This window comes from Denitratisoma sp. DHT3 (assembly GCF_007833355.1).
Classification (GTDB): domain Bacteria; phylum Pseudomonadota; class Gammaproteobacteria; order Burkholderiales; family Rhodocyclaceae; genus Denitratisoma.
Genome location: NZ_CP020914.1, coordinates 814707 through 836421, shown reverse-complemented (window position 1 = coordinate 836421; position 21715 = coordinate 814707). Strand labels below are relative to the sequence as shown.

General features: G+C 65.0%; 15 protein-coding genes and 5 tRNA genes. 16 read left to right on the top strand and 4 right to left on the bottom strand.

Translation table 11 applies throughout. From position 1 onward, the window contains the following. Positions 1-30: 30 nt before the first annotated feature. From B9N43_RS03775 to B9N43_RS03750, 6 genes are all read left to right on the top strand, one after another. On the top strand, positions 31-2880 hold the full coding sequence (locus B9N43_RS03775; RefSeq protein WP_145843422.1) for a 2-oxoglutarate dehydrogenase E1 component: 2850 nt from the start codon (positions 31-33) through the stop codon (positions 2878-2880). 34 nt (positions 2881-2914) lie between these two features. Continuing rightward, positions 2915-4168: a 2-oxoglutarate dehydrogenase complex dihydrolipoyllysine-residue succinyltransferase gene (odhB, locus tag B9N43_RS03770; protein ID WP_145840993.1), complete on the top strand. Its 1254-nt coding sequence runs from the start codon at positions 2915-2917 to the stop codon at positions 4166-4168. 90 nt (positions 4169-4258) lie between these two features. Further along, complete coding sequence (gene lpdA, locus B9N43_RS03765) at positions 4259-5698, top strand: dihydrolipoyl dehydrogenase (RefSeq protein WP_145840992.1); 1440 nt, start codon at positions 4259-4261, stop codon at positions 5696-5698. A gap of 55 nt (positions 5699-5753) precedes the next feature. After that, positions 5754-6830: a cell division protein ZapE gene (gene zapE / locus B9N43_RS03760; protein WP_145840991.1), complete on the top strand. Its 1077-nt coding sequence runs from the start codon at positions 5754-5756 to the stop codon at positions 6828-6830. A gap of 112 nt (positions 6831-6942) precedes the next feature. After that, on the top strand, positions 6943-7455 hold the full coding sequence (locus B9N43_RS03755) for a peroxiredoxin (RefSeq protein ID WP_145840990.1): 513 nt from the start codon (positions 6943-6945) through the stop codon (positions 7453-7455). Further along, positions 7422-7904 (top strand): peptidylprolyl isomerase, encoded by a 483-nt coding sequence (locus B9N43_RS03750; protein ID WP_145840989.1) that lies wholly within the window; start codon positions 7422-7424, stop codon positions 7902-7904. Before B9N43_RS03755 ends, B9N43_RS03750 begins: the two co-directional genes overlap by 34 nt. Positions 7905-7934: 30 nt before the next feature. Here the strand turns inward: B9N43_RS03750 and mutS are convergent, their stop codons facing one another. The 4 genes from mutS to map all read right to left on the bottom strand — a co-directional run bounded on the left by mutS (position 7935) and on the right by map (position 14296). Further along, a complete protein-coding gene (gene mutS, locus B9N43_RS03745; protein ID WP_261379382.1) occupies positions 7935-10562 on the bottom strand; it encodes a DNA mismatch repair protein MutS in 2628 nt (875 codons plus the stop codon). 161 nt (positions 10563-10723) lie between these two features. Then, positions 10724-10800: transfer RNA gene (locus B9N43_RS03740), tRNA-Arg, on the bottom strand. Positions 10801-10923: 123 nt separating this feature from the next. Further along, positions 10924-13503 (bottom strand): [protein-PII] uridylyltransferase, encoded by a 2580-nt coding sequence (locus B9N43_RS03735; RefSeq protein ID WP_145840988.1) that lies wholly within the window; start codon positions 13501-13503, stop codon positions 10924-10926. Further along, positions 13496-14296: a type I methionyl aminopeptidase gene (gene map, locus B9N43_RS03730; RefSeq protein WP_145840987.1), complete on the bottom strand. Its 801-nt coding sequence runs from the start codon at positions 14294-14296 to the stop codon at positions 13496-13498. The genes B9N43_RS03735 and map overlap by 8 nt, the downstream gene beginning before the upstream one ends. Before the next feature lie 181 nt (positions 14297-14477). Here map and phaC point away from each other — a divergent pair, with 181 nt between their 5' ends. From phaC to B9N43_RS03680, 10 genes are all read left to right on the top strand, one after another. Next, complete coding sequence (gene phaC / locus B9N43_RS03725; protein WP_186453967.1) at positions 14478-16184, top strand: class I poly(R)-hydroxyalkanoic acid synthase; 1707 nt, start codon at positions 14478-14480, stop codon at positions 16182-16184. Between the two features lie 86 nt (positions 16185-16270). Next, positions 16271-17011 carry an acetoacetyl-CoA reductase gene (gene phbB / locus B9N43_RS03720; protein ID WP_145840985.1) on the top strand — a complete coding sequence of 247 codons (741 nt, stop codon included), beginning with the start codon at positions 16271-16273 and terminating at the stop codon, positions 17009-17011. A 69-nt stretch (positions 17012-17080) separates the two neighbouring features. Continuing rightward, entirely contained in the window at positions 17081-17821 is a 741-nt protein-coding gene (locus tag B9N43_RS03715; RefSeq protein ID WP_145840984.1) for a beta-ketoacyl-ACP reductase, read from the top strand. Positions 17822-17915: 94 nt separating this feature from the next. Next, complete coding sequence (phaR, locus tag B9N43_RS03710) at positions 17916-18482, top strand: polyhydroxyalkanoate synthesis repressor PhaR (RefSeq protein WP_145840983.1); 567 nt, start codon at positions 17916-17918, stop codon at positions 18480-18482. Between the two features lie 24 nt (positions 18483-18506). Continuing rightward, positions 18507-19844: a 30S ribosomal protein S12 methylthiotransferase RimO gene (rimO, locus tag B9N43_RS03705; RefSeq protein WP_145840982.1), complete on the top strand. Its 1338-nt coding sequence runs from the start codon at positions 18507-18509 to the stop codon at positions 19842-19844. Beyond that, complete coding sequence (locus tag B9N43_RS03700) at positions 19841-21238, top strand: FAD-binding oxidoreductase (RefSeq protein ID WP_145840981.1); 1398 nt, start codon at positions 19841-19843, stop codon at positions 21236-21238. Before rimO ends, B9N43_RS03700 begins: the two co-directional genes overlap by 4 nt. Positions 21239-21298: 60 nt before the next feature. Then, a tRNA-Ala gene (locus tag B9N43_RS03695) sits at positions 21299-21374 on the top strand. Between the two features lie 11 nt (positions 21375-21385). Then, positions 21386-21461: transfer RNA gene (locus tag B9N43_RS03690), tRNA-Glu, on the top strand. Positions 21462-21523: 62 nt separating this feature from the next. Beyond that, positions 21524-21599: transfer RNA gene (locus B9N43_RS03685), tRNA-Ala, on the top strand. An 11-nt stretch (positions 21600-21610) separates the two neighbouring features. After that, positions 21611-21686, top strand: a tRNA-Glu gene (locus B9N43_RS03680). The last annotated feature ends 29 nt before the right edge of the window (positions 21687-21715 follow it).

Sequence of the window (21715 nt, the reverse complement as noted above, 5' to 3'; positions counted from 1 at the left end):
TTCCCCTCGCCCATCAAGGTGAATCAGATGATGAAACAGATGCTCTCCAATTCGTATCTCTTCGGCGCCAACGCGCCCTTCATCGAAGATCTCTACGAAGCCTACCTGGTCAACCCGGCCGCGGTGGAGCCGACCTGGCGCGACTATTTCGACAAGCTTGCCACCCTGCCGGGCGCCGGCAGCTACACCGGTCCCGATGTCGCGCACGCCCCCATCATCGCCTCCTTCGCCCAGCGCGCGAAGGAGGGCACCCTGCAGGTGTCCGCCCAGGCTTCCGCGTCCAGCGACAAGCAGGTCAAGGTGCTGCAACTGATCAACGCCTATCGTTTCCTGGGCAACCGCTGGGCTCAGCTGGACCCGTTGAAGCGGGCGGAGCGGCCCCTGGTGGCCGAGCTGGAGCCGTCCTTCTACGGCTTCACCGAGGCCGATCTGGGCCAGACCTTCAAGACCGGCTCCTTCGCCACCGCCACCGGCACCGAACAGGCCACCCTGCGCGAGATCCTCGAGGCCGCCCGCCAGACCTACTGCGGCACCATCGGCGCCGAGTACATGTACATCAGCGACGTGGCGCAGAAACGCTGGATCCAGGCCAAGCTCGAGCCCCTGCGGGCCACGCCGCGCTACAGCAACGAAGAGCGCAAGCGTTTTCTGGAGCGCCTGACCGCCGCCGAAACCCTGGAGCGCTATCTGCATACCCGCTATGTGGGCCAGAAACGCTTCTCCCTCGAAGGCGGCGAATCCACCATCGTCGCCATGGACCAGCTGGTGCGCACCGCCGGCACCCTGGGCGTACAGGAGATCGTGATCGGCATGGCCCACCGCGGCCGCCTCAACATGCTGGTGAATACCCTGGGCAAGACGCCCTCCATGCTGTTCTCGGAATTCGAGGGCAAGCAGGCCGCCGACCTCACCGCCGGCGACGTCAAGTATCACATGGGTTTTTCCTCCAACGTGGCGACGCCGGGCGGCCCGGTGCACCTGACCCTGGCCTTCAATCCGTCGCACCTGGAGATCGTGAATCCGGTGGTGGTGGGCTCGGTCTATTCGCGCCAGCGGCGCCGCCAGGACAAGACCGGCAGCCAGGCCATGGCCGTGCTGCTGCACGGCGACGCGGCGGTGGCCGGGCAGGGCGTCAACCAGGAGATGCTCAACTTCTCCAGCACCCGTGGCTACGGTACCGGCGGCACGGTGCACATCGTGGTGAACAACCAGATCGGCTTCACCACCTCCGACCCGCGCGACTATCGCTCCTCCCTGTATTGCACCGACATCTTCAAGATGATCGAGGCGCCGATCTTCCACGTGAACGGCGACGACCCGGAGGCGGTGGCCCTGGTCACCCAGATCGCCATGGAGTTCCGCCAGGAATTCAAGAAGGACGTGGCGATCGACCTCGTCTGTTTCCGCAAGCTGGGCCACAACGAGCAGGACGAGCCGATGGTGACCCAGCCCCTGATGTACAAGAAGGTGCAGGCCCATCCCGGCACACGCCGCGTCTATGCCGACCGGCTGGTGGCGCAGGGCATCTGCACCGCCGACGAGCCGGATCAGATCATCAAGGATTACCGGGCGGCGCTGGATCGCGGCGAACTGCTCTACAACCCGGTGCTGGCCAACTATGTACGGCAGTTCGCCACCAACTGGGCGCCCTTCGTCGGCCAGCCCTACACCGACGAATGCGACACCCAGGTGCCGATGGCCGACCTGAAGCATCTGGCCGCCACCGTCACCAGCGTGCCCGCGGACTTCACCCTCCATTCCCGGGTATCGAAGATCGTCGAGGACCGCCGTCTGATGGGCGAGGGCAAGCTGCCGCTGGACTGGGGCATGGGCGAGACCCTGGCCTACGCCACGCTGGTGAAGCAGGGCTTCGGCGTGCGGATCTCCGGCGAGGATGCCGGCCGGGGCACCTTCTTCCACCGCCACGCGGTGCTCCACGACCAGAACCGCGAGCGCTGGGATGCCGGCAACTACGTGCCGCTGCAGCACGTCGATGCCGACCAGGCGCCGTTCATCGTCATCGACTCGGTGCTGTCGGAAGAGGCGGTGCTGGCCTTCGAATACGGCTACTCCACGGCCGAGCCCAACGAGCTGGTGATCTGGGAAGCCCAGTTCGGCGATTTCGCCAACGGCGCCCAGGTGGTCTTCGACCAGTTCATCGCCTCCGGCGAAGCCAAGTGGGGCCGGCTCTCCGGCCTGACCATGATGCTGCCCCACGGTTACGAAGGGCAGGGGCCGGAGCATTCCTCGGCCCGCATCGAGCGCTACATGCAACTCTGCGCCGAGCACAACTGGCAAGTGGCGATCCCTTCCACGCCGGCCCAGATTTTCCATCTGCTGCGGCGCCAGATGCTGAGGAAGCTGCGAAAGCCCCTGGTGATCATCACGCCGAAATCCCTGCTGCGCCACAAGGATGCCGTCTCCACCCTCGACGATCTGGCCCAGGGCCGGTTCCAGACGGTGATCGGCGAGACCGACGAGATCGATCCGAAGAAGGTGACCCGGGTGCTGCTCTGCTCCGGCAAGATCTATTACGAACTGCTGGCGCACCGCCGCGAGCAAAAGATCAAGAATACTGCCATCCTGCGCCTGGAGCAGCTCTATCCCTTCCCCACCCAGGTGCTGGAGGCGGAGATCGCCAAGTATCCCAAGGTCAAGGAAGTGGTCTGGGTCCAGGAGGAGCCGCGCAACCAGGGCATGTGGTACTGGTTCGCCTCGCGCAACCATCTGGTGCGCCATGTCGAGCGCCCCGGCCAGGAGCTGTTCCTGGTGGCCCGGCCGGCTTCCGCTTCGCCCGCCGTGGGCTATTACGCAAAGCATAACGCCCAGCAGAAGGCCGTCATCGAAGGCGCTTTCGGCCCCCTCAAAGTGCCAACCTAACTCACGCTAACCCCTACCGAACGAGAGACCTATCATGCTGATCGAAGTCAAAGTTCCCCAGTTGTCCGAGTCGGTCGCCGAAGCGACGCTGGTCGGCTGGCACAAGAAAGTGGGCGAGGCTGTCGCCCGTGACGAGAACCTGATCGACATCGAAACCGACAAGGTGGTGCTCGAACTGCCGGCGCCGGGCGATGGCGTGCTGGTGGAAATCGTCAAGGGTGACGGCGCCACGGTGGTGTCCGGCGAGGTGATCGCCCGCATCGATACCGAAGCCGCCGCAGCCATGCCGGGCAAGTCCGCCGCTGCCGCAGCGGAAAAGGCAGAGGCCGCGCAAAGCGCACCCACGGCGGAAAAGGCGTCGCCCACCGTGATGCCGGCGGCGCGCAAGCTGATGGAGGAGAAGGGCATCAGCGCCGCCGACGTGGCCGGCAGCGGCCGTGGCGGCCGCATCCTCAAGGAGGACGTGCTCGGCGGCGGCGCCAAGCCGGCCGCGGCACCCGCTGCGCCTGTGCCGGCCGCGCCGGCGGCACCCACGCGCCCGGCCCTGGCCCAGCCGACGGCGGTGAATGTGGAGAACATCCTCGCCGACCGGCCCGAGCAGCGCGTGCCGATGAGCCGGCTGCGCGCGCGCGTGGCCGAGCGCCTGCTCCAGTCCCAGGCGCAGAACGCCATCCTGACCACCTTCAACGAGGTCAACATGGCGCCGGTGATGGAGCTGCGCAACAAATACAAGGACAAGTTCGAGAAGGAGCACGGCGTCAAGCTGGGCTTCATGTCCTTCTTCGTCAAGGCGGCGGTCGCGGCGCTGAAGAAGTACCCGGTGCTGAACGCCTCCGTCGACGGCAACGACGTCGTCTACCACGGCTACTTCGACATCGGCATCGCCGTGGGCAGCCCGCGCGGCCTGGTGGTGCCGATCCTGCGCGACGCCGACCAGATGAGCCTGGCCCAGATCGAGAAGAAGATCGCCGAGTTCGGCCAGAAGGCCAAGGACGGCAAGCTTTCCCTTGAGGAACTCACCGGTGGCACCTTCTCCATCTCCAACGGCGGCGTGTTCGGCTCGATGCTGTCCACCCCCATCATCAACCCGCCCCAGTCGGCGATCCTGGGCATCCACGCCACCAAGGACCGCGCGGTGGTTGAGAACGGCCAGATCGTGATCCGCCCGATGAACTATCTGGCCATGTCCTACGACCATCGCATCATCGACGGCCGCGAGGCGGTGCTGGGCCTGGTGACGATGAAGGACGCGCTGGAAGATCCGGCGCGGCTGTTGCTGGATCTGTGAATCGATAGCCGCAGAGGTCGCAGAGAACACGGAGTCCGCTTCCACTTTTCTCTGAGACCTCTGTGTTCTCTGTGGCTGAAAGGATTTTCTATGAGTAAACAATTCGACGTCGTCGTCATCGGCGCCGGCCCCGGCGGCTATGTGGCCGCGATCCGGGCCGCCCAGCTGGGCCTGTCCACCGCCTGCGTGGAGTCCGAATCCTATGCCGATCCCAAGGGCGAAGTGCGCCTGGGCGGCACCTGCCTCAACGTCGGCTGCATTCCGTCCAAGGCGCTGCTCCAGTCGTCCGAGCTCTACGATCAGGCCAATCATTCCTTCGTCATGCACGGGATTTCCACCGAGGGCGTGAAGATGGACGTGGCGACCATGGTCCGCCGCAAGGACAACATCGTCGGCCAGCTCACCCAGGGCATCAAGGGCCTGTTCAAGAAGAACAAGGTCGCCCTGTTGTCCGGCCACGGCCGCTTCGTCGGTCGCGAGAACGACTTGTGGCAGGTCGAGGTGGCCGCCAAGGACGGCGGCACCGAAATCGTGGAAGCCAGGCACGTGATCGTCGCCACCGGTTCCAAGCCGCGCCATCTGGACGGCATCCCGGTGGACAACAAGATCGTCTGCGACAACGCCGGCGCGCTGTCGTTCGACGCCGTGCCCAAGCGCCTGGGCGTGATCGGCGCCGGGGTGATCGGCCTGGAGCTGGGCTCGGTGTGGAAGCGCCTGGGGGCAGAGGTCACCATCCTCGAGGCCCTGCCGGACTTCCTCGCCGCCGCCGACCAGGCGGTGGCCAAGGAGGCCTGGAAGGTGTTCACCCGCAAGCAGGGCCTGGACATCCAGCTCGGCGCCAAGATCGGCAAGGTGACCGTGGACGAGATGGGCGTCACCATCGCCTATGAAGCCGCCGACGAGGTCCACACCCTGCAATGCGACCGCCTGATCGTTTCCGTGGGGCGCGTGCCCAACACCGACAACCTGGGCGCCGACAACGTCGGCCTGAAGATCGACGCCCGTGGCCGCATCGAGGTGGATGACCACTGCCAGACCAACCTGCCCAACGTCTGGGCGGTGGGCGACGTGGTGCGGGGCCCGATGCTGGCCCACAAGGGCATGGAGGAGGGCGTGATGGTGGCCGAGCGCATCGTCGGCCAGGCCGGCCACGTCAATTACGACGCCATCCCCTGGGTCATGTACACCCATCCGGAAATCGCCTGGGTGGGCAAGACCGAGGAGCAACTGAAGAACGAGGGCGTCGAATACCGCGCCGGCCAGATCCCGTTCGCCGCCAACGGCCGCGCCCTGGGCCAGGGCGACACCACCGGCTTCGTCAAGGTGCTGGCGTGCAGCAGGACCGACCGCATCCTCGGCGTCCACGTGATCGGCAACAACGCCTCGGAGTTGATCGCCGAAGCCGTGGTGGCCGTCGAGTTCGGCGCCTCCAGCGAGGACCTGGCGCGGATCTGCCATGCCCACCCGACCCTGTCCGAGGTGATGCACGAGGCAGCGCTGGCGGTGGACAAGCGCCCGCTGCATTTCTAGAACCTGTTTTGCCAGGGAGGCACCGGGCTCAAGGGCTGGTGCCTTCATCGTTTTCATGCTCAAAGTATTCAACAGGATTTGCGCCGAGCGCGGCATCGTTCCCGACCCGGCCCAGCAGGCGGCGGCCGAGCGGCTGAACGACCTGCATCGGCGTCTGCTGGCCTTCAAGCAGGCCCGCAGCAACCGTTTCAAGAAGCTGATCTCCCGCGCCGCGCCGCCGCGCGGCCTGTATTTCTGGGGCGGCGTCGGCCGCGGCAAGAGCTTCCTGATGGACGCCTTCTACGAGGCCGTCCCCTACCGGCGCAAGCGGCGCGTGCATTTCCACGCCTTCATGCACGAGGTGCACGAGGCCCTGAGGCGCCACAGGAAGGAATCGGACCCGCTGATGCGGGTGGCCGCCGACATCGCCCGCCAGGTGCGCCTGCTCTGTTTCGACGAGTTCCACGTCTCGGACATCGCCGACGCGATGATGCTGGGCCGGCTGTTCTCCAGCCTGCTCGAAAACGGCGTGGTGGTGGTCACCACCTCCAACTATCCACCCGACGGGCTCTACCCCAACGGCTTGCAGCGCCACCTGTTCCTGCCCACGATCGAATTGCTCAAGCAGCACCTCGACGTGCTGGAAGTCGACGGTGGCATCGATTACCGGCTGCGCACGCTGGAGCGGATCGAGACCTTCCTGGTGCCCGCCGACGCGGACGCGGAGACCAAGATGGCGGCGGATTTCCGCGAGATCGCCGGCGGCGAGGGGCAGCGCTCGGCGATCGATATCCTGGGGCGCAGCGTGCCGGTGCGGCGCCGCGCGGACGGCGTGATCTGGTTCGACTTCAATACGCTGTGCGGCGGCGCGCGTTCCCAGAACGACTATCTGGAACTGGCGCGCGAGCATCACACCCTGCTGCTGTCCAACGTGCCCAGGCTGAGCAGCGAGCAGGCTTCCGAGGCGCGGCGCTTCACCTGGCTGGTGGATGTGCTCTACGACCATCGGGTCAAGTTCATCGTCAGCGCCGCCGTCGAGGCGGACCAGTTGTACACCGAGGGCACCCAGGCCGAGGAGTTCAAGCGCACCGTCAGCCGGCTGGTGGAAATGCGCTCGCGCGAGTACCTCGCCGAAGCGCACCGGGTGGCTTGAACGCGGCTGCGGTCGAGCGGCAACGGGCGCGGCGGCAGGCTTCTGCGGCGGTGGACTTTTTTCCGAAAGCGTCAGTTAGAATCGGGCCACGCCTGCCTTCCTCGGAGGGAACATGTTGCACGCAGGAAAGCCCGCACCCGGTTTCAGTCTGCCCGACTCGGACATGGAGTATTTCGATTTCGAGTCCGTCAAAGGCCGCCATGTCGTGCTCTTCTTCTACCCGCGGGACGGCACGCCGCTGTGCGCGATGGAAGCCATCGATTTCAGCGACCATGAAGACGAGTTCAAGCGCCTCGGCTGCGAAATCATCGGCATCTCCCGCGACGACATGCTCAGTCATGCCGAGTTCCGCGATCGCTTCGGCCTTTCGGTACGCCTGCTCTCGGACGTGGACGGGGAAGTCTGCCGGAAGTACGGCGTGTGCCAGATGCGCGAAAAGGACGGTCATCGCAAGCTCTGCGTGATCCGCTCCACCTTCATCATCGATCGCGACGGCATCGTCCGTCACGCTTTTTACGACGTCGCGCCCAAGGGGCATGCCGCCACGGTCTATCAACTCGTCAAGGAACTCAACGGTTCCGGAAAGAACTCATGCAAATCCAAAAAAACACTGTCGTCACACTGAACTACCGGGTCATCGATAGCGACGGCAATCCGGTGGACGAGGGCAGCGAGCCCATCGTCTATCTGCATGGCGGCTACGGCGGCATTTTCGACGTGATCGAAGAGGCCCTGCAGGGCAAGGCCGAGGGGGACCAGTTGTCCATCCATCTCGAACCCGAGGACGCCTTCGGCGACTACGACGCGGAACTGGTGCTGATCGAGCCGCGCAACCTGTTCCCCGACAACATCGAAGTCGGGATGCAGTTCGAGCGCGCCAGCGAGGATGGCGAGGACGACGAGCTCTACACCATCACCGACATCGCCGACGACAAGGTCGTGGTCGATGGCAACCATCCGCTGGCCGGCATGGCGCTGAACTTCTCCTGCACCGTGGCCGAGGTGCGGACGGCCACCGAGGAAGAGATCGGTCACGGCCACGTGCACGGCCCCCACGGCCACCACCATCACTGAACCTTCCCGGCGGTCCGCGCCGAAAGGCCGTCAGACCGCCAGTTTCTTCAGCGCGTAAAGCCGTTCCAGCGCCTCGCGCGGGCTCAGATTGTCCGGATCGATCTCCTCCAGCGCCGCCAGCGCGGGATGCGGGAGGGCGGCCGCTTCGGCCGCCGGCTCGACCAGGGGCGCGAACAGGTCCGGCTGCGGCCCGGCGGCGACCTGGGCATTTTCCAATTGCGTCAGGCGCCGCTTGGCGTCGCGCACCACGGCGGCGGGAATCCCGGCCAGCGCCGCCACCTGGATGCCGTAGCTCTGGGACGCCGGGCCTTCCTCCACCGCGTGCATGAAGATGATGCGGTGGCCATGTTCCACCGCATCGAGGTGCACGTTGGCGCAGTCCGGGTAGTCCTGCGCCAGGCGCGTCAATTCGAAGTAGTGGGTGGAGAACAGCGTCAATGCGCGGTTCTTTTCGATCAGGTGGCGGGCGATGGCGAAAGCCAGCGCCAATCCATCGAAGGTCGAGGTGCCGCGGCCGATCTCATCCATCAGCACCAGGGAGCGCTCGCTGGCGCCGTGCAGGATCGCGGCGGCCTCGGTCATTTCCACCATGAAGGTGGAACGGCCCGATGCCAGGTCGTCCGAGGCGCCGATACGGGTGTAGATGGCGTCGAGCGGCCCCAGCATGCAGCGCCGGGCCGGCACGAAGGCGCCGCAATGGGCGAGCAGCGCGATCAGCGCGGTCTGCCGCATGTAGGTGGACTTGCCACCCATGTTGGGGCCGGTGATCAGCAGCAGCCGGCGATCGACGCCGAGCCGCGCATCGTTGGCGATGAAGCTCTCGCCGCCGGCGCGCACCTGCGCCTCCACCACCGGGTGGCGGCCGCCCTCGATCTCCAGGCCCGGCTGGGCGCGGAACTCCGGCCGGCAATAGTCGAAGCGCCGGGCCGCCGCCGCAAAGGCGGCGAGGCCGTCGAGCAGGGCCAGCGCCCGGGCGATCGCCTGCAAGGACGGGATGGCCGGCGCCAAGTCCCCCAGCAGGGCCTCGAACAGTTGCTTTTCCAGGGCCAGCGCGCGCTCGTTGGCGGAGAGCGCCTTGTCCTCGAATGCCTTCAGTTCCGGCGTGATGTAGCGTTCCGCGTTCTTCAGCGTCTGGCGCCGCCGGTAGTCGTCGGGAATCTTGTCCACATGGACGTGGGTGACCTCGATGTAGAAGCCATGGACCTTGTTGAACTCCACCTTGAGGCTGGCGATGCCGGTGCGTTCCCGCTCGCGGGCTTCCAGGTCGAGCAGGAACTGGCCGCAATTGGCCTGGATGCCGCGCAATTCGTCCAGCGCCGCGCTGTAGCCTGGAGCGATCACGCCGCCTTCCCGCAGCAGGGACGAAGGCTCGGCGGCGACCGCCTGGGTGAGCAGGGCCAGACAGTCTTCCGGCGCCGCCAGGCGCGTCTGGGTTTCGGCCAGGAGCGGAGCGCGGGGCGCGGCCAGGACGGCGTGCAGCGCGGGCAGGCGCGCCAGGCCGTCGCGCAGCGAGGACAGATCGCGCGGCTTGGCGCTCTTTAACGCGATGCGGGCGGTGATGCGCTCGATGTCGGCGATACCCTTCAATTCATCGACCAGCGCTGCCAGGGCGCCAGCGCTGTCGCCTTCGCCGAGCAGCTCCGCCACCGCCTCATGGCGGGCGGCTGCCGCGGCGCGGTCGGCCAGCGGATGATGCAGGCAGTGGCGCAGCCAGCGCGAGCCCATCGAGGTGACGCAGTCGTCGAGCAGGGAGAGCAGGGTGGGCGCCGGCTCGCCGCGCAGAGTCTCGGTGATTTCCAGATTGCGGCGCGTGGCGCCGTCCAGGCGCAGATAAATCCCCTCATGCTCGACGGCGAGGCTGGTGACGTGCGCCAGCGCCTGCATCTGGGTGCCTCGCGCGTACTGGTAGAGCGCGCCGGCGGCGGCCACCGCCAGATTCAGGCCGTCCGCGCCGAAGCCGCTCAGGTCGCGGGCGCCGAAGTGCTCGGAGAGTTGCCGGACCGCCGATTCGCGGTCGAAATGCCAATCCGGCAGGCGCTTCACGGCCGCGCCGCGGGACTCCGGCAGCGCTGTGCGCAATCCGGCTTCGAGTCCATCCGGCAGCAGGATTTCCGCCGGACGCAGGCGCTCGAACTGGGAGGGCAGGGCATCCAGGCCGGTTTCCAGCAAGCGGAAATCGCCGTTCGCCAGATTGAGCCAGGCCAGGCCGACCTGCTGCCGGTCCGCGATCAGCGCCAGCAACAGACTGTCCGAGCGGTCGTCGAGCAGTGCCGAGTCGGTCAGCGTGCCGGGCGTGACGATGCGCGTCACCGCCCGCTCCACCGGCCCCTTGCTGGCGGCCGGGTCGCCGATCTGCTCGCAGATCGCCACCGACTCGCCGAGCTTCACCAAGCGCGCCAGGTATGGTTCCAGCGCATGGAAGGGCACCCCGGCCATCGGGATCGGCCGTCCGGCCGACTGGCCGCGGCTGGTCAGCGTGATGTCCAGCAGGCGCGCGGCCTTCTCCGCGTCCTCGTAGAACAGCTCGTAGAAATCCCCCATGCGGTAGAAGAGCAAAACGCCTTCCTGCTGCGTCGCCTTGAGCCGCAGGTACTGCTGCATCATTGGCGTGTGGCCGCTCAGCCCCTGGTCGTCGCTTGGTTTCTTATCGTTTTTCATTCATGCACTCATCCTGGAAACCATATGACCGCACGGACTCGAAGGAAATTAAACGTGCCCTGGACCCGAACCGAATGGCATCTTCCCGGAAAATCGGGCATCCAAAGTAAAAAGGCCAATCCGAAGATTGGCCTTTTTATACTTACTTCCCGAATCCTTTTTGGCGCGCCCGGAGCGATTCGAACGCCCGACCCCTTGGTTCGTAGCCAAGTACTCTATCCAACTGAGCTACGGGCGCGCTGAAAGAAGCGGAATTATACTTAAAACTCGAAGATGGACAAGAGTCCGGATGAATTTTGTTGCGGAATGCTCCGTGTCCAATCGCTTACACGGTCGCTCCTGATTTTGCAGACGTTCCGGCTCATGTCTGCAGTGCTTCCAACAGCTCTTGCTCGATGCGGATCAGGGTCGATGTCTGTCCGAGTCCTGGACCGCTCAGCAGGAATGTGTCCTCCACCAGTTCGCCCAGGGTGGCGATTTTCGCGGTTTCCAGATTGACGCCGTGGCGGCCGAGTATCCGGGCGATGCCATAGAGCAGGCCGGGGCGGTCGGCGGCGGTGATGGACATGATGTAGCGATTGCCTTTTTCGTCGGCGCGTACGTCCACCCGCGGGGTGAAGGGAAAGTGCTTGACCTGACGCGACAGGCGGCCGGGAGAGGGCGGCGCGAGCGGCGGCAGGGTCTGGAGCTGGATCACCAAGTCGTGTTCGACCAGGGCCACCATGTCCCGATAAGGCAGGTGCTCCTGCGCATCCAGCAGCACGAAGCTGTCGAGTGCATAGCCGTGGCGCGTGGTGTGGATCTTGGCGTCGACGATGGAATAGCCCAGGCGTGAGAAATAGCCGCAGAGGCGGGCGAAGAGTTCCGGCTGGTCCCGGCAGTAGACCATCACCTGCAAGCCCTCGCCAAACGGATTGAGGCGCGCCTTCACCACCGGCTCCGCACTGTCCGCCCGATAGTAGAGGGTGCGGGTATGCCAGGCGATTTCCTCGGCGTCGTGGCGCAGGAAATAGACGCCGTCGAGATGGCGCCAGAAGGGGGCTTCCGTATCGGGACGCAGGCCGTGGTAGCGCAATATCTGACGCACCTCCTCCTGTCGGGCCGCGCTGCCGGCCAGCGGCAATACCGCATTGCCCCTCAGGTGCTGCAGGGTCATGCTGAACAGATCTTCCAGCAGCTTGCCCTTCCATGCGTTCCAGACCTTGGGACTGGTGCCCCGGATGTCGGCCACCGTGAGCAGGTAGAGGGCGGAGAGTCGCCGTTCAGTTTTCACGACGGCGGCGAAATTCTCGATCACTTCCGGATCGGAGAGATCCTGCTTCTGCGCGACGGCCGACATGGTCAGATGCTGGCCGACCAGGAACACCAGCAGTTCGGTGTCTTCCGCGCTGATGCCATGGTCCTTGCAGAAGCGGCGCGCGTCGACCATGCCCTTTTTGGAGTGGTCGCCGCCGCGCCCCTTGGCGATGTCGTGGAACAGGGCCGCGAGGTACAGCAACCAATGGCGTTCGAAATCGGCCATCAGGCGGCTGCACAATGGATATTCGTGGGCGAAGTCGGGCATCGCGAAGCGGCGCAGGTTGCGCACCACCTGGAGGATGTGCTGATCGACGGTGTAGATGTGGAACAGGTCGTGCTGCATCTGGCCGACGATGCGGCCAAAAGCCGGCAGGTACTGGCCCAGGATGTCGAACTGGTTCATCCGCCGCAGTTCGTGGATCAGGTGCTTCTGCTGGAACAGTTGCAGGAACAACGCCCGGTGTTCGGGATTGCGCCGGAATTCGCTGTCGATGCGCCCACGGTTCATCCACAGGGCGCGCAGGGTCCGGGTGGTCATCCCGTTGAGTTCGGTGTGCTGCTCCAGCACCAGGAAGCCGCGCAGCAGCGCGGCGGGCTTGCGCTCGAACAGGTCCTCCTGGCGCATGTCGAGCAAGCCCCGGCTGGCCTGGAAGTCCTCGTCGACGATGAAGGTGTTTTCCTGTTCCTGGGGAAACAGGAAGGCCTCGATGTTCTGCAACACCAGGGTGTTCAGTTGCGTGACCAGCTTGGCATTGCGGTAGTAGCGCTGCATCAGCACTTCCGAGGCGCGCTTGGCGGCGGTGGCGCGGATGCCCAGGGCCGCGGCCAGGCCTTCCTGGTGGTCGAACAGGATGCGCTCTTCCTGGCGTCGCGCCAGATAGTGCAGGCGGATGCGCAGCCGGCGCAGAAACTGTTCGGCACGGGCCAGCTGGCGGGCCTCTTCGGCGGTGACCACGCCGCCTTGAGCCAGATCCCGCCACTGCGGTCCGAGACCCGCGGCGCGGGCCACCCACAGGATGGTGTGGAGATCCCGCAAGCCCCCCGGCCCTTCCTTGCAATTCGGCTCCAGACTGTAGGGCGTGTCGGTGTACTTGGCGTAGCGCTCGGTCTGTTCCAGCAGTTTGGCCTTGAAAAACTCCAGCGGGTTGCACGCCGTCACCAGTCGGCTCGCCATGGCGCCGAACAGCGTCCGGTCGCCCGCCAGATAGCGCCCTTCGAGCAGGGTGGTCTGCACCGTGATGTCGCACGCGGCTTCTTTTTCGCATTGACGCGGAGAGCGAACGCTGTGCCCCACCTCCAGACCGATGTCCCAAAGCAGGCCGACCATGCGCTCGAGCCGATGCTCGCAGGTCGGATCGCAATCCTCCGGGACCAGCAGTAGCAGGTCGACGTCCGAGCAGGGGTAGAGCTCGCCCCGGCCGTAGCCGCCCACCGCCACCAGGGCGAAGTCGGCGGGCATTTCCAGGCGGCGCCAGATCTCCAGCAATACGTCATCCACCAGGCGGGTCCGGCCCTTGAGCAGGGCGGCGGCATTGCCGCTGCCTTCATAGCGTTCCCGCAGGCGCGCCTGCTCCTGGCGCAGCCGGTCGCGCAACTCGGCCGCCAGGCCCGCGCAAACGTCCTGGTGCGTCGCTTCAGGCATTGAGCGTCGGGCGAGGCGGCATTTCCGGCGAAAGGGTCAGGACCTCGCAGCCGTTCTCCGTCACCAGCACCGTGTGCTCCCATTGGGCGGACAGGCTGCGGTCCTTGGTGACGATGGTCCAGCCGTCGGGCAGTTCGGAAATGGCCGCCTTCCCGGCGTTGATCATGGGTTCGATGGTGAAGATCATCCCGGGCAGCAATTCGATGCCGCTGCCGGCCTTGCCGTAGTGCAACACCTGGGGCTCCTCATGGAAGCTGCGACCGATGCCGTGGCCGCAGAATTCGCGCACCACCGAATAGCCCTGTTTTTCCGCATGGCGCTGGATGGCCGCGCCGATGTCGCCCAATCGACCTCCGGGCTTCACCTGGTCGATTCCCAGCCACAGGCATTCATAGGTGATGGCGCACAGGCGCCGCGCCAGGATCGAAGTCTCGCCGACCAGGAACATGCGGCTGGAGTCCCCATGCCAGCCGTCCTTGATGGTGGTGATGTCCAAGTTGACGATGTCGCCCTTTTTCAACGGCCGGTCGTTGGGTATCCCGTGGCAGACCTGATGATTGACCGAGGCGCAGATTGACTTGGGGTAGGGCGTATAACCCGGCGGCGCATAGTTCAGGGGAGCGGGAACGCATCCCTGGACATTCACCATGTAGTCGTGGCAGAGCCGGTCCAGTTCCTCGGTCGTCACGCCCGGCTTCACGAAGGGCGCGATGTAGTCGAGTACATCACCCGCCAGGCGGCAGGCGATGCGCATTTTTTCTATTTCTTCCGGGGTTTTGATGATGATGCCCATGGATGGTAGGAATTGAGAGTCGGGCCGCCCATTCTAACGCTGCGGCCGCAGTGGGGACGGATGGAGGCATCGTAATCGGCGCACATGAATTGCCTTGACAGCCGTGAATTGTGCATTGCAAAATTCGCCCAGTTCATCGCCGTAATGACCCACGTCGCGGCAGCCGCCAGGAGATATGTTGATGTCCGCGCCGTCGGATTCCGCCCCCTCGTTCTTGCAACAATTGCTGCTGCAAACCAGCCAGGCGATGATTCAGGGCATGGCGCACTGGGTCGTCCAGCAGCAGACCGCGCCTGAAGCCGATGGCGGCGTCCTGGGCGCGCTGCAGCGCGACTGGCTGGCCCAGCATGGACAACTGTGGCAGAACATGTCGCAGGCGGGCGAAAAGGGCGGTTTTCCCTCCATGTTCGCGCCGGCGCCCGGCGACCGGCGCTTTTCCGGCCGGGCCTGGTCGGAGAGTCCCGTCTACGATTATCTGCGCCAGGCGTATCTGCTCAATGCCGGCTATCTGAGCCGTCTGGCCGAGGTCATGCCGCTGGAGAACGAGCAGGATCGGGGGCGCGTGCGCTTCCTGGTGCGGCAGACGGTGGAAGCGTTGGCGCCGTCGAATTTCGCCGCCACCAACCCGGAGTTCATCCAGAAAGCCCTGGACACCAAGGGCGAGAGCATCCGGCGCGGCATCGCCAATCTGCTGGCGGATCTGGACAAGGGCCGCATCTCGATGACCGACGAGAGCGCCTTCGAGGTGGGCCACAATCTGGCGGTGACGCCGGGGGCGGTGGTGTTCGAGAACGAACTGTTCCAGCTGCTCCAATACTCGCCCCTCACCGACAAGGTCGCACAGCGCCCGCTGCTGCTGGTGCCGCCCTGCATCAACAAGTTCTACATCCTGGATCTCCAGGCCCACAACTCCTTCGTGCGCTATGCGGTGGAGCAGGGCAACACGGTGTTCCTGATTTCATGGCGCAACGTGAAGGCGGATGGGGGCCATCTGCGCTGGGACGATTACATCGAGCGCGGCGTGCTCGAAGCCATCGAACGCGTGCGCGCGATCTGCCGCATCAAACAGATCAACCTGCTCGGTTTCTGCGTCGGCGGCACGTTGCTGAGTTCGGCGCTGGCGGTGGCACGGGCCCGGGGCGATGCGCCGGCCAAGTCGCTGACCCTGCTGACGACGCTGCTGGATTTCGCCGAGCCGGGCGAGATCGGCTGTTTCGTGGATGAAAAATCGGTCGCCATGCGCGAGGGTTCGATCGGTCAAGGCGGACTGCTGCCGGGGCGTGAGCTGGCTTCGGTGTTCGCCAGCCTGCGCGCCAATGAACTGATCTGGCAGTACGTGGTCGGCAACTATCTCAAGGGCGACACGCCGCCGGCCTTCGATCTGTTGTTCTGGAACTCGGATTCCACCAACCTGCCAGGGCCTTTCCTCGCCTGGTATCTGCGCAATATGTATCTGGAGAACAATCTGCGCGTGCCGGGGCGGCTGGAGATGTGCGGTGTCCGGGTCGATCTGGGGCGGGTGGATATGCCGGCCTTCGTGCTGGCGACGCGGGAGGACCACATCGTTCCCTGGCATGGCGCTTTCGCGTCGAGCCGCCTGCTGGGCGGTGAAGTGACGTTCGTGCTCGGCGCCTCGGGCCATATCGCCGGCGTCATCAATCCCGCGGCGGCCAACAAGCGCAGCCACTGGGTCAATCCTCATGGCGCGGAACAGGCCGATGCGTGGCTGGCGGCGGCGGAGGAAGCCCGCGGCAGTTGGTGGCCGCGCTGGGCCGAATGGCTCAAGGCTTTCGGCGGCCGGCGGATCGCGGCCCGGACGGTACTGGGCGATGCCGAGCATCGGCCGGTCGAGCCCGCGCCCGGACGGTACGTCAAGGAACGGGCATAATCCGCGGAGGCGCTGTGGGGCGCGCCGCTACCAAATCGCTGCCACACCAATGGAAGCCCCGTGTCGAGTCGTCGGAGGAAACGATAATGCAAAGAGTTGCGTTGGTCACTGGAGGAATGGGCGGGCTGGGCGAGGCGGTCTGCATCAAGCTGGCGGCCCTGGGTTACAAGGTCGTCACCAGCTACAGTCCCACCAACACCAAGGCGCAGGACTGGCTGCGGACCATGAACGACATGGGATACGGCTTCAAGGCCTATCCCTGCGATGTCGCCGACTACGAGTCGTGCCGCGACTGCGTGGCGCAGATCGAGAAGGATCTGGGGCCGGTGGACGTGCTGGTCAATAACGCGGGCATCACGCGCGACATGACCTTCAAGCGCATGACCAAGCAGGACTGGGACGCCGTGATCCGCACCAACCTGGATTCGGTGTTCAACATGACCAAGCAGGTGATGGACGGCATGATCGACCGCAATTGGGGGCGGGTGATCAACATCTCCTCGGTCAATGCCCAGAAGGGCGCCTTCGGCCAGACCAACTACGCGGCCGCCAAGGCCGGGATGCACGGCTTCACCAAGGCCCTGGCGCTGGAAGTGGCGAAGAAGGGCGTCACGGTGAACACCATCTCGCCGGGCTACATCGGCACCAAAATGGTGACCGCGATTCCGAAGGACGTGCTGGACGGCAAGATCCTGCCCCAGATTCCGATGTCGCGCCTGGGCAAGCCCGAGGAAGTCGCCGGACTGGTGGCCTATCTGGCCTCCGAGGAGGCGGCGTTCGTCACGGGCGCCAACATTTCCATCAACGGCGGTCAGCACATGTACTGATCGCCCGGGAGCGTGGGACTTGCAGACACGCTCCCCATATTTTCTGTGTGCTCAAGGGGAAACAGCGAGATGTCGAAGAAGGTAGCATTGGTAACGGGGGGGATGGGCGGTCTGGGCACCGCGATCTGCAAGGCGCTTGCCCAGAGCGGCCACGTCGTCGTGGCGAACTGCCTGCCCGGCTTTCCGCCCAAGGACGAGTGGCTGACGAAGCATCGGGCCGAGGGCTTCGACTTCCACATCGCCGAGGGCGACGTGTCGGATTTCGATTCCTGCGCCGCCATGGTCGGGAAGATCGAGTCCGAGATCGGTCCGGTGGATGTGCTGGTCAACAATGCCGGCATCACGCGCGACGGCATGTTCCGCAAGATGGACAAGGGACAGTGGGATGCCGTGCTCGCCACCAATCTGGATTCCGTTTTCAACGTCACCCGCCAGGTGCTCGAGGGCATGGCGGAGCGGGGTTGGGGGCGGGTGATCAACATCTCCTCGGTCAATGGCGTCAAGGGCCAGTTCGGCCAGGCCAACTATGCCGCCGCCAAGGCCGGCATCCTCGGCTTCAGCAAGTCCATCGCCCAGGAAGTGGCGAAAAAGGGCGTCACGGTGAATGCCATCGCGCCCGGCTATATCGCGACGGAAATGGTGATGGCGATCAAGCAGGAAGTGCGCGATTCCATCATCGCCACCATCCCCGTCGGCCGCATGGGGACGCCGGAGGAAATCGGCGGCCTGTGCGCCTATCTGGCGTCCGATCTCGCCGGGTACATCACGGGGGCGACAATGAACATCAACGGTGGCCTGCACATGTATTGAGCCCTGCCGTGGATGAAGCACCCCTGCTTCGGCGGGGGTATTCTTTTGCAGCACGATATAATTATTACAAAGCAAGTATGCGGAGGTGGGAGTGATGGCCGGACAAAACCGTCTGATCAAGAAATATCCGAATCGCCGTCTTTACGATACCAAGACCAGCAGCTACATCACGCTGGCCGACGTCAAGGACTTGGTATTGCATCATGAAGAGTTCCAGGTGGTGGATGCCAAAAGCGGAGAGGATTTGACGCGCAGCATCCTGCTGCAGATCATCCTCGAAGAAGAGGCGGCCGGGACGCCCATGTTTTCTTCCGAAATCCTCTCCCACATGATCCGCTTCTATGGCAATGCCATGCAGGGGATGATGGGCAAGTATCTGGAGAACAACATCAAGGCATTCACCGAAATGCAGGCCAGGTTCAACGAACAGGCTCGCAGCCTCTACGGCAACGACAATTCCGCCGCGAACCAGGAGCTGTGGTCCCAGTTTCTCAATTTCCAGGGGCCGGCCATGCAGAGCATGATGGGCGCCTATGTGGACCAGAGCCGCAAGATGTTTCAGCAGATGCAGGACAATATGCAGGAACAGACCCGCAAGATGTTCTCCGGCTTCCAGTTCCCCAATTTCACGCCCCCCGGTTCGGGCGACGACAAGAAGTGAACGTGCCCTGAGCGCGGTTTTTCCATGGCAAAACAGAAACAGACGAAACCGCCCACCGTGGGTTTCGTATCCCTCGGCTGTCCCAAGGCTTCGTCGGACGCCGAGCAGATCCTGACCCGGCTGCGTGCCGAAGGTTACGAGATCTCGGGCAGCTACGATGGCGCCGATCTGGTGGTGGTGAATACCTGCGGCTTCATCGATGCGGCGGTGGAAGAGTCGCTGGACGCCATTGGCGAGGCCCTGGCCGAGAACGGCAAGGTGGTGGTGACCGGCTGTTTGGGCGCCAAGGGCGATGTGGTGCGCCAGCATCATCCGCAGGTGCTGGCGGTCACCGGCCCTCACGCCACCCAGGAGGTGATGGCGGCCATCCATGCCGAACTGCCGCCGCTGCACGACCCCTTCGTCGACCTGGTGCCGGCCCAGGGCATCCGCCTGACGCCGGACCATTACGCCTATCTGAAGATATCCGAAGGCTGCAATCATCGCTGCAGCTTCTGCATCATTCCCTCGTTGCGCGGTGATCTGGTCAGCCGCCCCCTCGGCGAAGTGATGCAGGAAGCCGAGAACCTGGCCCGCGCGGGCGTCAAGGAACTGCTGGTGATCTCGCAGGACACCAGCGCCTACGGCGTGGATGTCAAATATCGCACCGGCTTCTGGGGCGGGCGCCCGGTCAAGACGCGGCTGCTGGAGCTGTGTCGGGCGCTGGGCGAGTTGGGCGTCTGGGTACGGCTGCACTACGTCTATCCCTATCCCAATGTGGATGACCTGATTCCCCTGATGGCCGAGGGCAAGATCCTGCCCTATCTGGACGTGCCCTTCCAGCACGCCAGTCCGCGCATCCTCAAGCTGATGAAGCGCCCGGCCTCCGCCGAGAAGGTGCTGGACAGGATCCAAGCCTGGCGCCGCGCGGTGCCGGACCTGACCATTCGCAGCACCTTCATCACCGGCTTTCCCGGCGAGACCGAAGCTGAATTCAACGAGCTGCTGGATTTCCTCGACGAGGCCCGGATCGACCGCGTGGGCGCCTTCGCCTATTCGGCGGTGGAGGGCGCGACGGCCAACGAACTGCCGAACCCGGTGCCCGAGGCGTTGCGCGAGGAGCGCCGGCTGCGCCTGATGCAGCACCAGGAGGACATCAGCACCCAGCGCCTGGAGCGCCGCATCGGCCAGCGCATCCGTGTCCTGGTGGATGACATCGACGAGGAGGGCGCCATCGCCCGCTCCGAAGGCGACGCCCCGGAAATCGACGGCCTGGTGTACGTCACCGACGGTCACGAACTGGAAATCGGCGAGTTCGCCGAGGTGACGGTGCGGGATTGCGACGTGCACGACCTCTACGCGAGCATCGCCACGGAGGAATGAACGCCCTGCTGGAGGCGCTGCGAGGCGTCGTCGGGGCGCCTTACCTGCTCGCCGAGACGGCGGAGATGGCGCCCTACTGCCGCGACTGGCGCGGACGCTATCAGGGGCAGGCGCTGTGCGTGGTGCGCCCCGGCCATACCGAGGAGGTGGCGGCGGTGGTGCGGCTCTGCGCCGATGCTGGCGCCGCCATGGTGCCCCAGGGCGGCAATACTGGCCTGTGTGGCGGCGGCACTCCGCGTGGCGGCGAAGTCGTGATCTCCCTGTCCCGGCTGAACCGGGTGCGAGCCGTGGATGCGGCCAACAACACCATCACCGTGGAGGCCGGGTGTACCCTGGCCCAGGTACAGGCCGCCGCATTGGCCGCCGGCCGTTTTTTTCCGCTGTCGCTGGCTGCCGAGGGCAGCGCCACCATCGGCGGCAACCTATCCACCAACGCCGGCGGCGTCCAGGTGCTGCGCTATGGCAATGCCCGCGACCTGGCGCTGGGCCTGGAGGTGGTGCTGCCCGATGGCCGCTGCTGGGATGGCCTGCGCAGTCTGCGCAAGGACAACACCGGCTACGATCTGAAGCACTGGTTCATCGGCGCCGAGGGCAGCCTGGGCTTGATTACCGCAGCCGTGCTCAAACTCTATCCGCCGATCCACGCCACCGCCACCGCCTGGGTGGCGGTGGCCGATCCGGCCCGCGCCGTGGCGCTGCTGGCAAGACTGCGGCAACGCCTGGGGGATCGCATCAGCGCCTTTGAACTGATCGGACGCTCCGCCCTGGACATGGTCCTGCGGCACATTCCGGGCAGCCGCGATCCCCTTGCCGAACCCCATGCCTGGTATGTCCTGGTGGAACTGACGGACACCCTCGCCGCCGATCTGGCGGCGCCCCTGGCCCAGGCCCTGGCCGCAGGGGCCGAGGCGGGGGTGGTGGCGGATGGCGTCGTCGCCGCCAGCGAAACCCAGGCCGCGGACTTCTGGCGCCTGCGCGAAAGCATCTCCGAGGCGCAGCGCATCGAGGGCATCTCCATCAAGCATGACGTGGCGGTACCCTTGTCGCGCATCGCCGAATTCATCGAGCGCGCCGATCGTGCGTTGATGCAGGCCTTTCCCGGTGTGCGCGTCGTCTGCTTCGGCCATGTCGGCGACGGCAATCTGCACTACAACCCGTCCAAGCCGACGAGCCAGGACAACGCCGGCTTCATCGCCCGGACGGCCGCCGTGAACCGCATCGTGCATGACCTGATTCATGATCTCGGCGGTTCCATCTCCGCCGAGCATGGCCTGGGTCAGTTGAAGCGCGAGGAAATCCGACATTACAAGTCCGCGCTGGAAATGGAATTGATGCGCCGACTCAAGCAAGCTCTGGATCCGCGCGGTCTGATGAACCCCGGCAAGGTTGTGTAAAAAATTTTGCGAATCGGGTTCACATCGCCGACGCGAGTCCCTATAATTCGCGCCTCGTTTGGGGGTATAGCTCAGCTGGGAGAGCGCTTGCATGGCATGCAAGAGGTCAGCGGTTCGATCCCGCTTACCTCCACCAACGAAGGCCACGTCCCTATCGTCTAGAGGCCTAGGACAACACCCTTTCACGGTGTGAACCGGGGTTCGAATCCCCGTGGGGACGCCAGTATTACCGGCGTCGAGCGCAGTAGTCGGGTGCTTCGCCAAGCAGTGTCAAGCAGTAGCAGTGGGGGTATAGCTCAGCTGGGAGAGCGCTTGCATGGCATGCAAGAGGTCAGCGGTTCGATCCCGCTTACCTCCACCAACGAAGGCCACGTCCCTATCGTCTAGAGGCCTAGGACAACACCCTTTCACGGTGTGAACCGGGGTTCGAATCCCCGTGGGGACGCCAGCATCAAGAGAAAAAAGGCTGCCGATCGG

Coding starts and splice junctions, on each gene's coding strand:
- B9N43_RS03750 (WP_145840989.1), top strand. CDS start 7,422: ATGCAAATCCAAAAAAACACTGTCGTCACACTGAACTACCGGGTCATC.
- B9N43_RS03755 (WP_145840990.1), top strand. CDS start 6,943: ATGTTGCACGCAGGAAAGCCCGCACCCGGTTTCAGTCTGCCCGACTCG.
- B9N43_RS03715 (WP_145840984.1), top strand. CDS start 17,081: ATGTCGAAGAAGGTAGCATTGGTAACGGGGGGGATGGGCGGTCTGGGC.
- mutS (WP_261379382.1), bottom strand. CDS start 10,562: ATGAAAAACGATAAGAAACCAAGCGACGACCAGGGGCTGAGCGGCCAC.
- map (WP_145840987.1), bottom strand. CDS start 14,296: ATGGGCATCATCATCAAAACCCCGGAAGAAATAGAAAAAATGCGCATC.
- B9N43_RS03735 (WP_145840988.1), bottom strand. CDS start 13,503: ATGCCTGAAGCGACGCACCAGGACGTTTGCGCGGGCCTGGCGGCCGAG.
- B9N43_RS03775 (WP_145843422.1), top strand. CDS start 31: ATGAAACAGATGCTCTCCAATTCGTATCTCTTCGGCGCCAACGCGCCC.
- phaR (WP_145840983.1), top strand. CDS start 17,916: ATGGCCGGACAAAACCGTCTGATCAAGAAATATCCGAATCGCCGTCTT.
- zapE (WP_145840991.1), top strand. CDS start 5,754: ATGCTCAAAGTATTCAACAGGATTTGCGCCGAGCGCGGCATCGTTCCC.
- phaC (WP_186453967.1), top strand. CDS start 14,478: ATGTCCGCGCCGTCGGATTCCGCCCCCTCGTTCTTGCAACAATTGCTG.
- odhB (WP_145840993.1), top strand. CDS start 2,915: ATGCTGATCGAAGTCAAAGTTCCCCAGTTGTCCGAGTCGGTCGCCGAA.
- lpdA (WP_145840992.1), top strand. CDS start 4,259: ATGAGTAAACAATTCGACGTCGTCGTCATCGGCGCCGGCCCCGGCGGC.
- B9N43_RS03700 (WP_145840981.1), top strand. CDS start 19,841: ATGAACGCCCTGCTGGAGGCGCTGCGAGGCGTCGTCGGGGCGCCTTAC.
- phbB (WP_145840985.1), top strand. CDS start 16,271: ATGCAAAGAGTTGCGTTGGTCACTGGAGGAATGGGCGGGCTGGGCGAG.
- rimO (WP_145840982.1), top strand. CDS start 18,507: ATGGCAAAACAGAAACAGACGAAACCGCCCACCGTGGGTTTCGTATCC.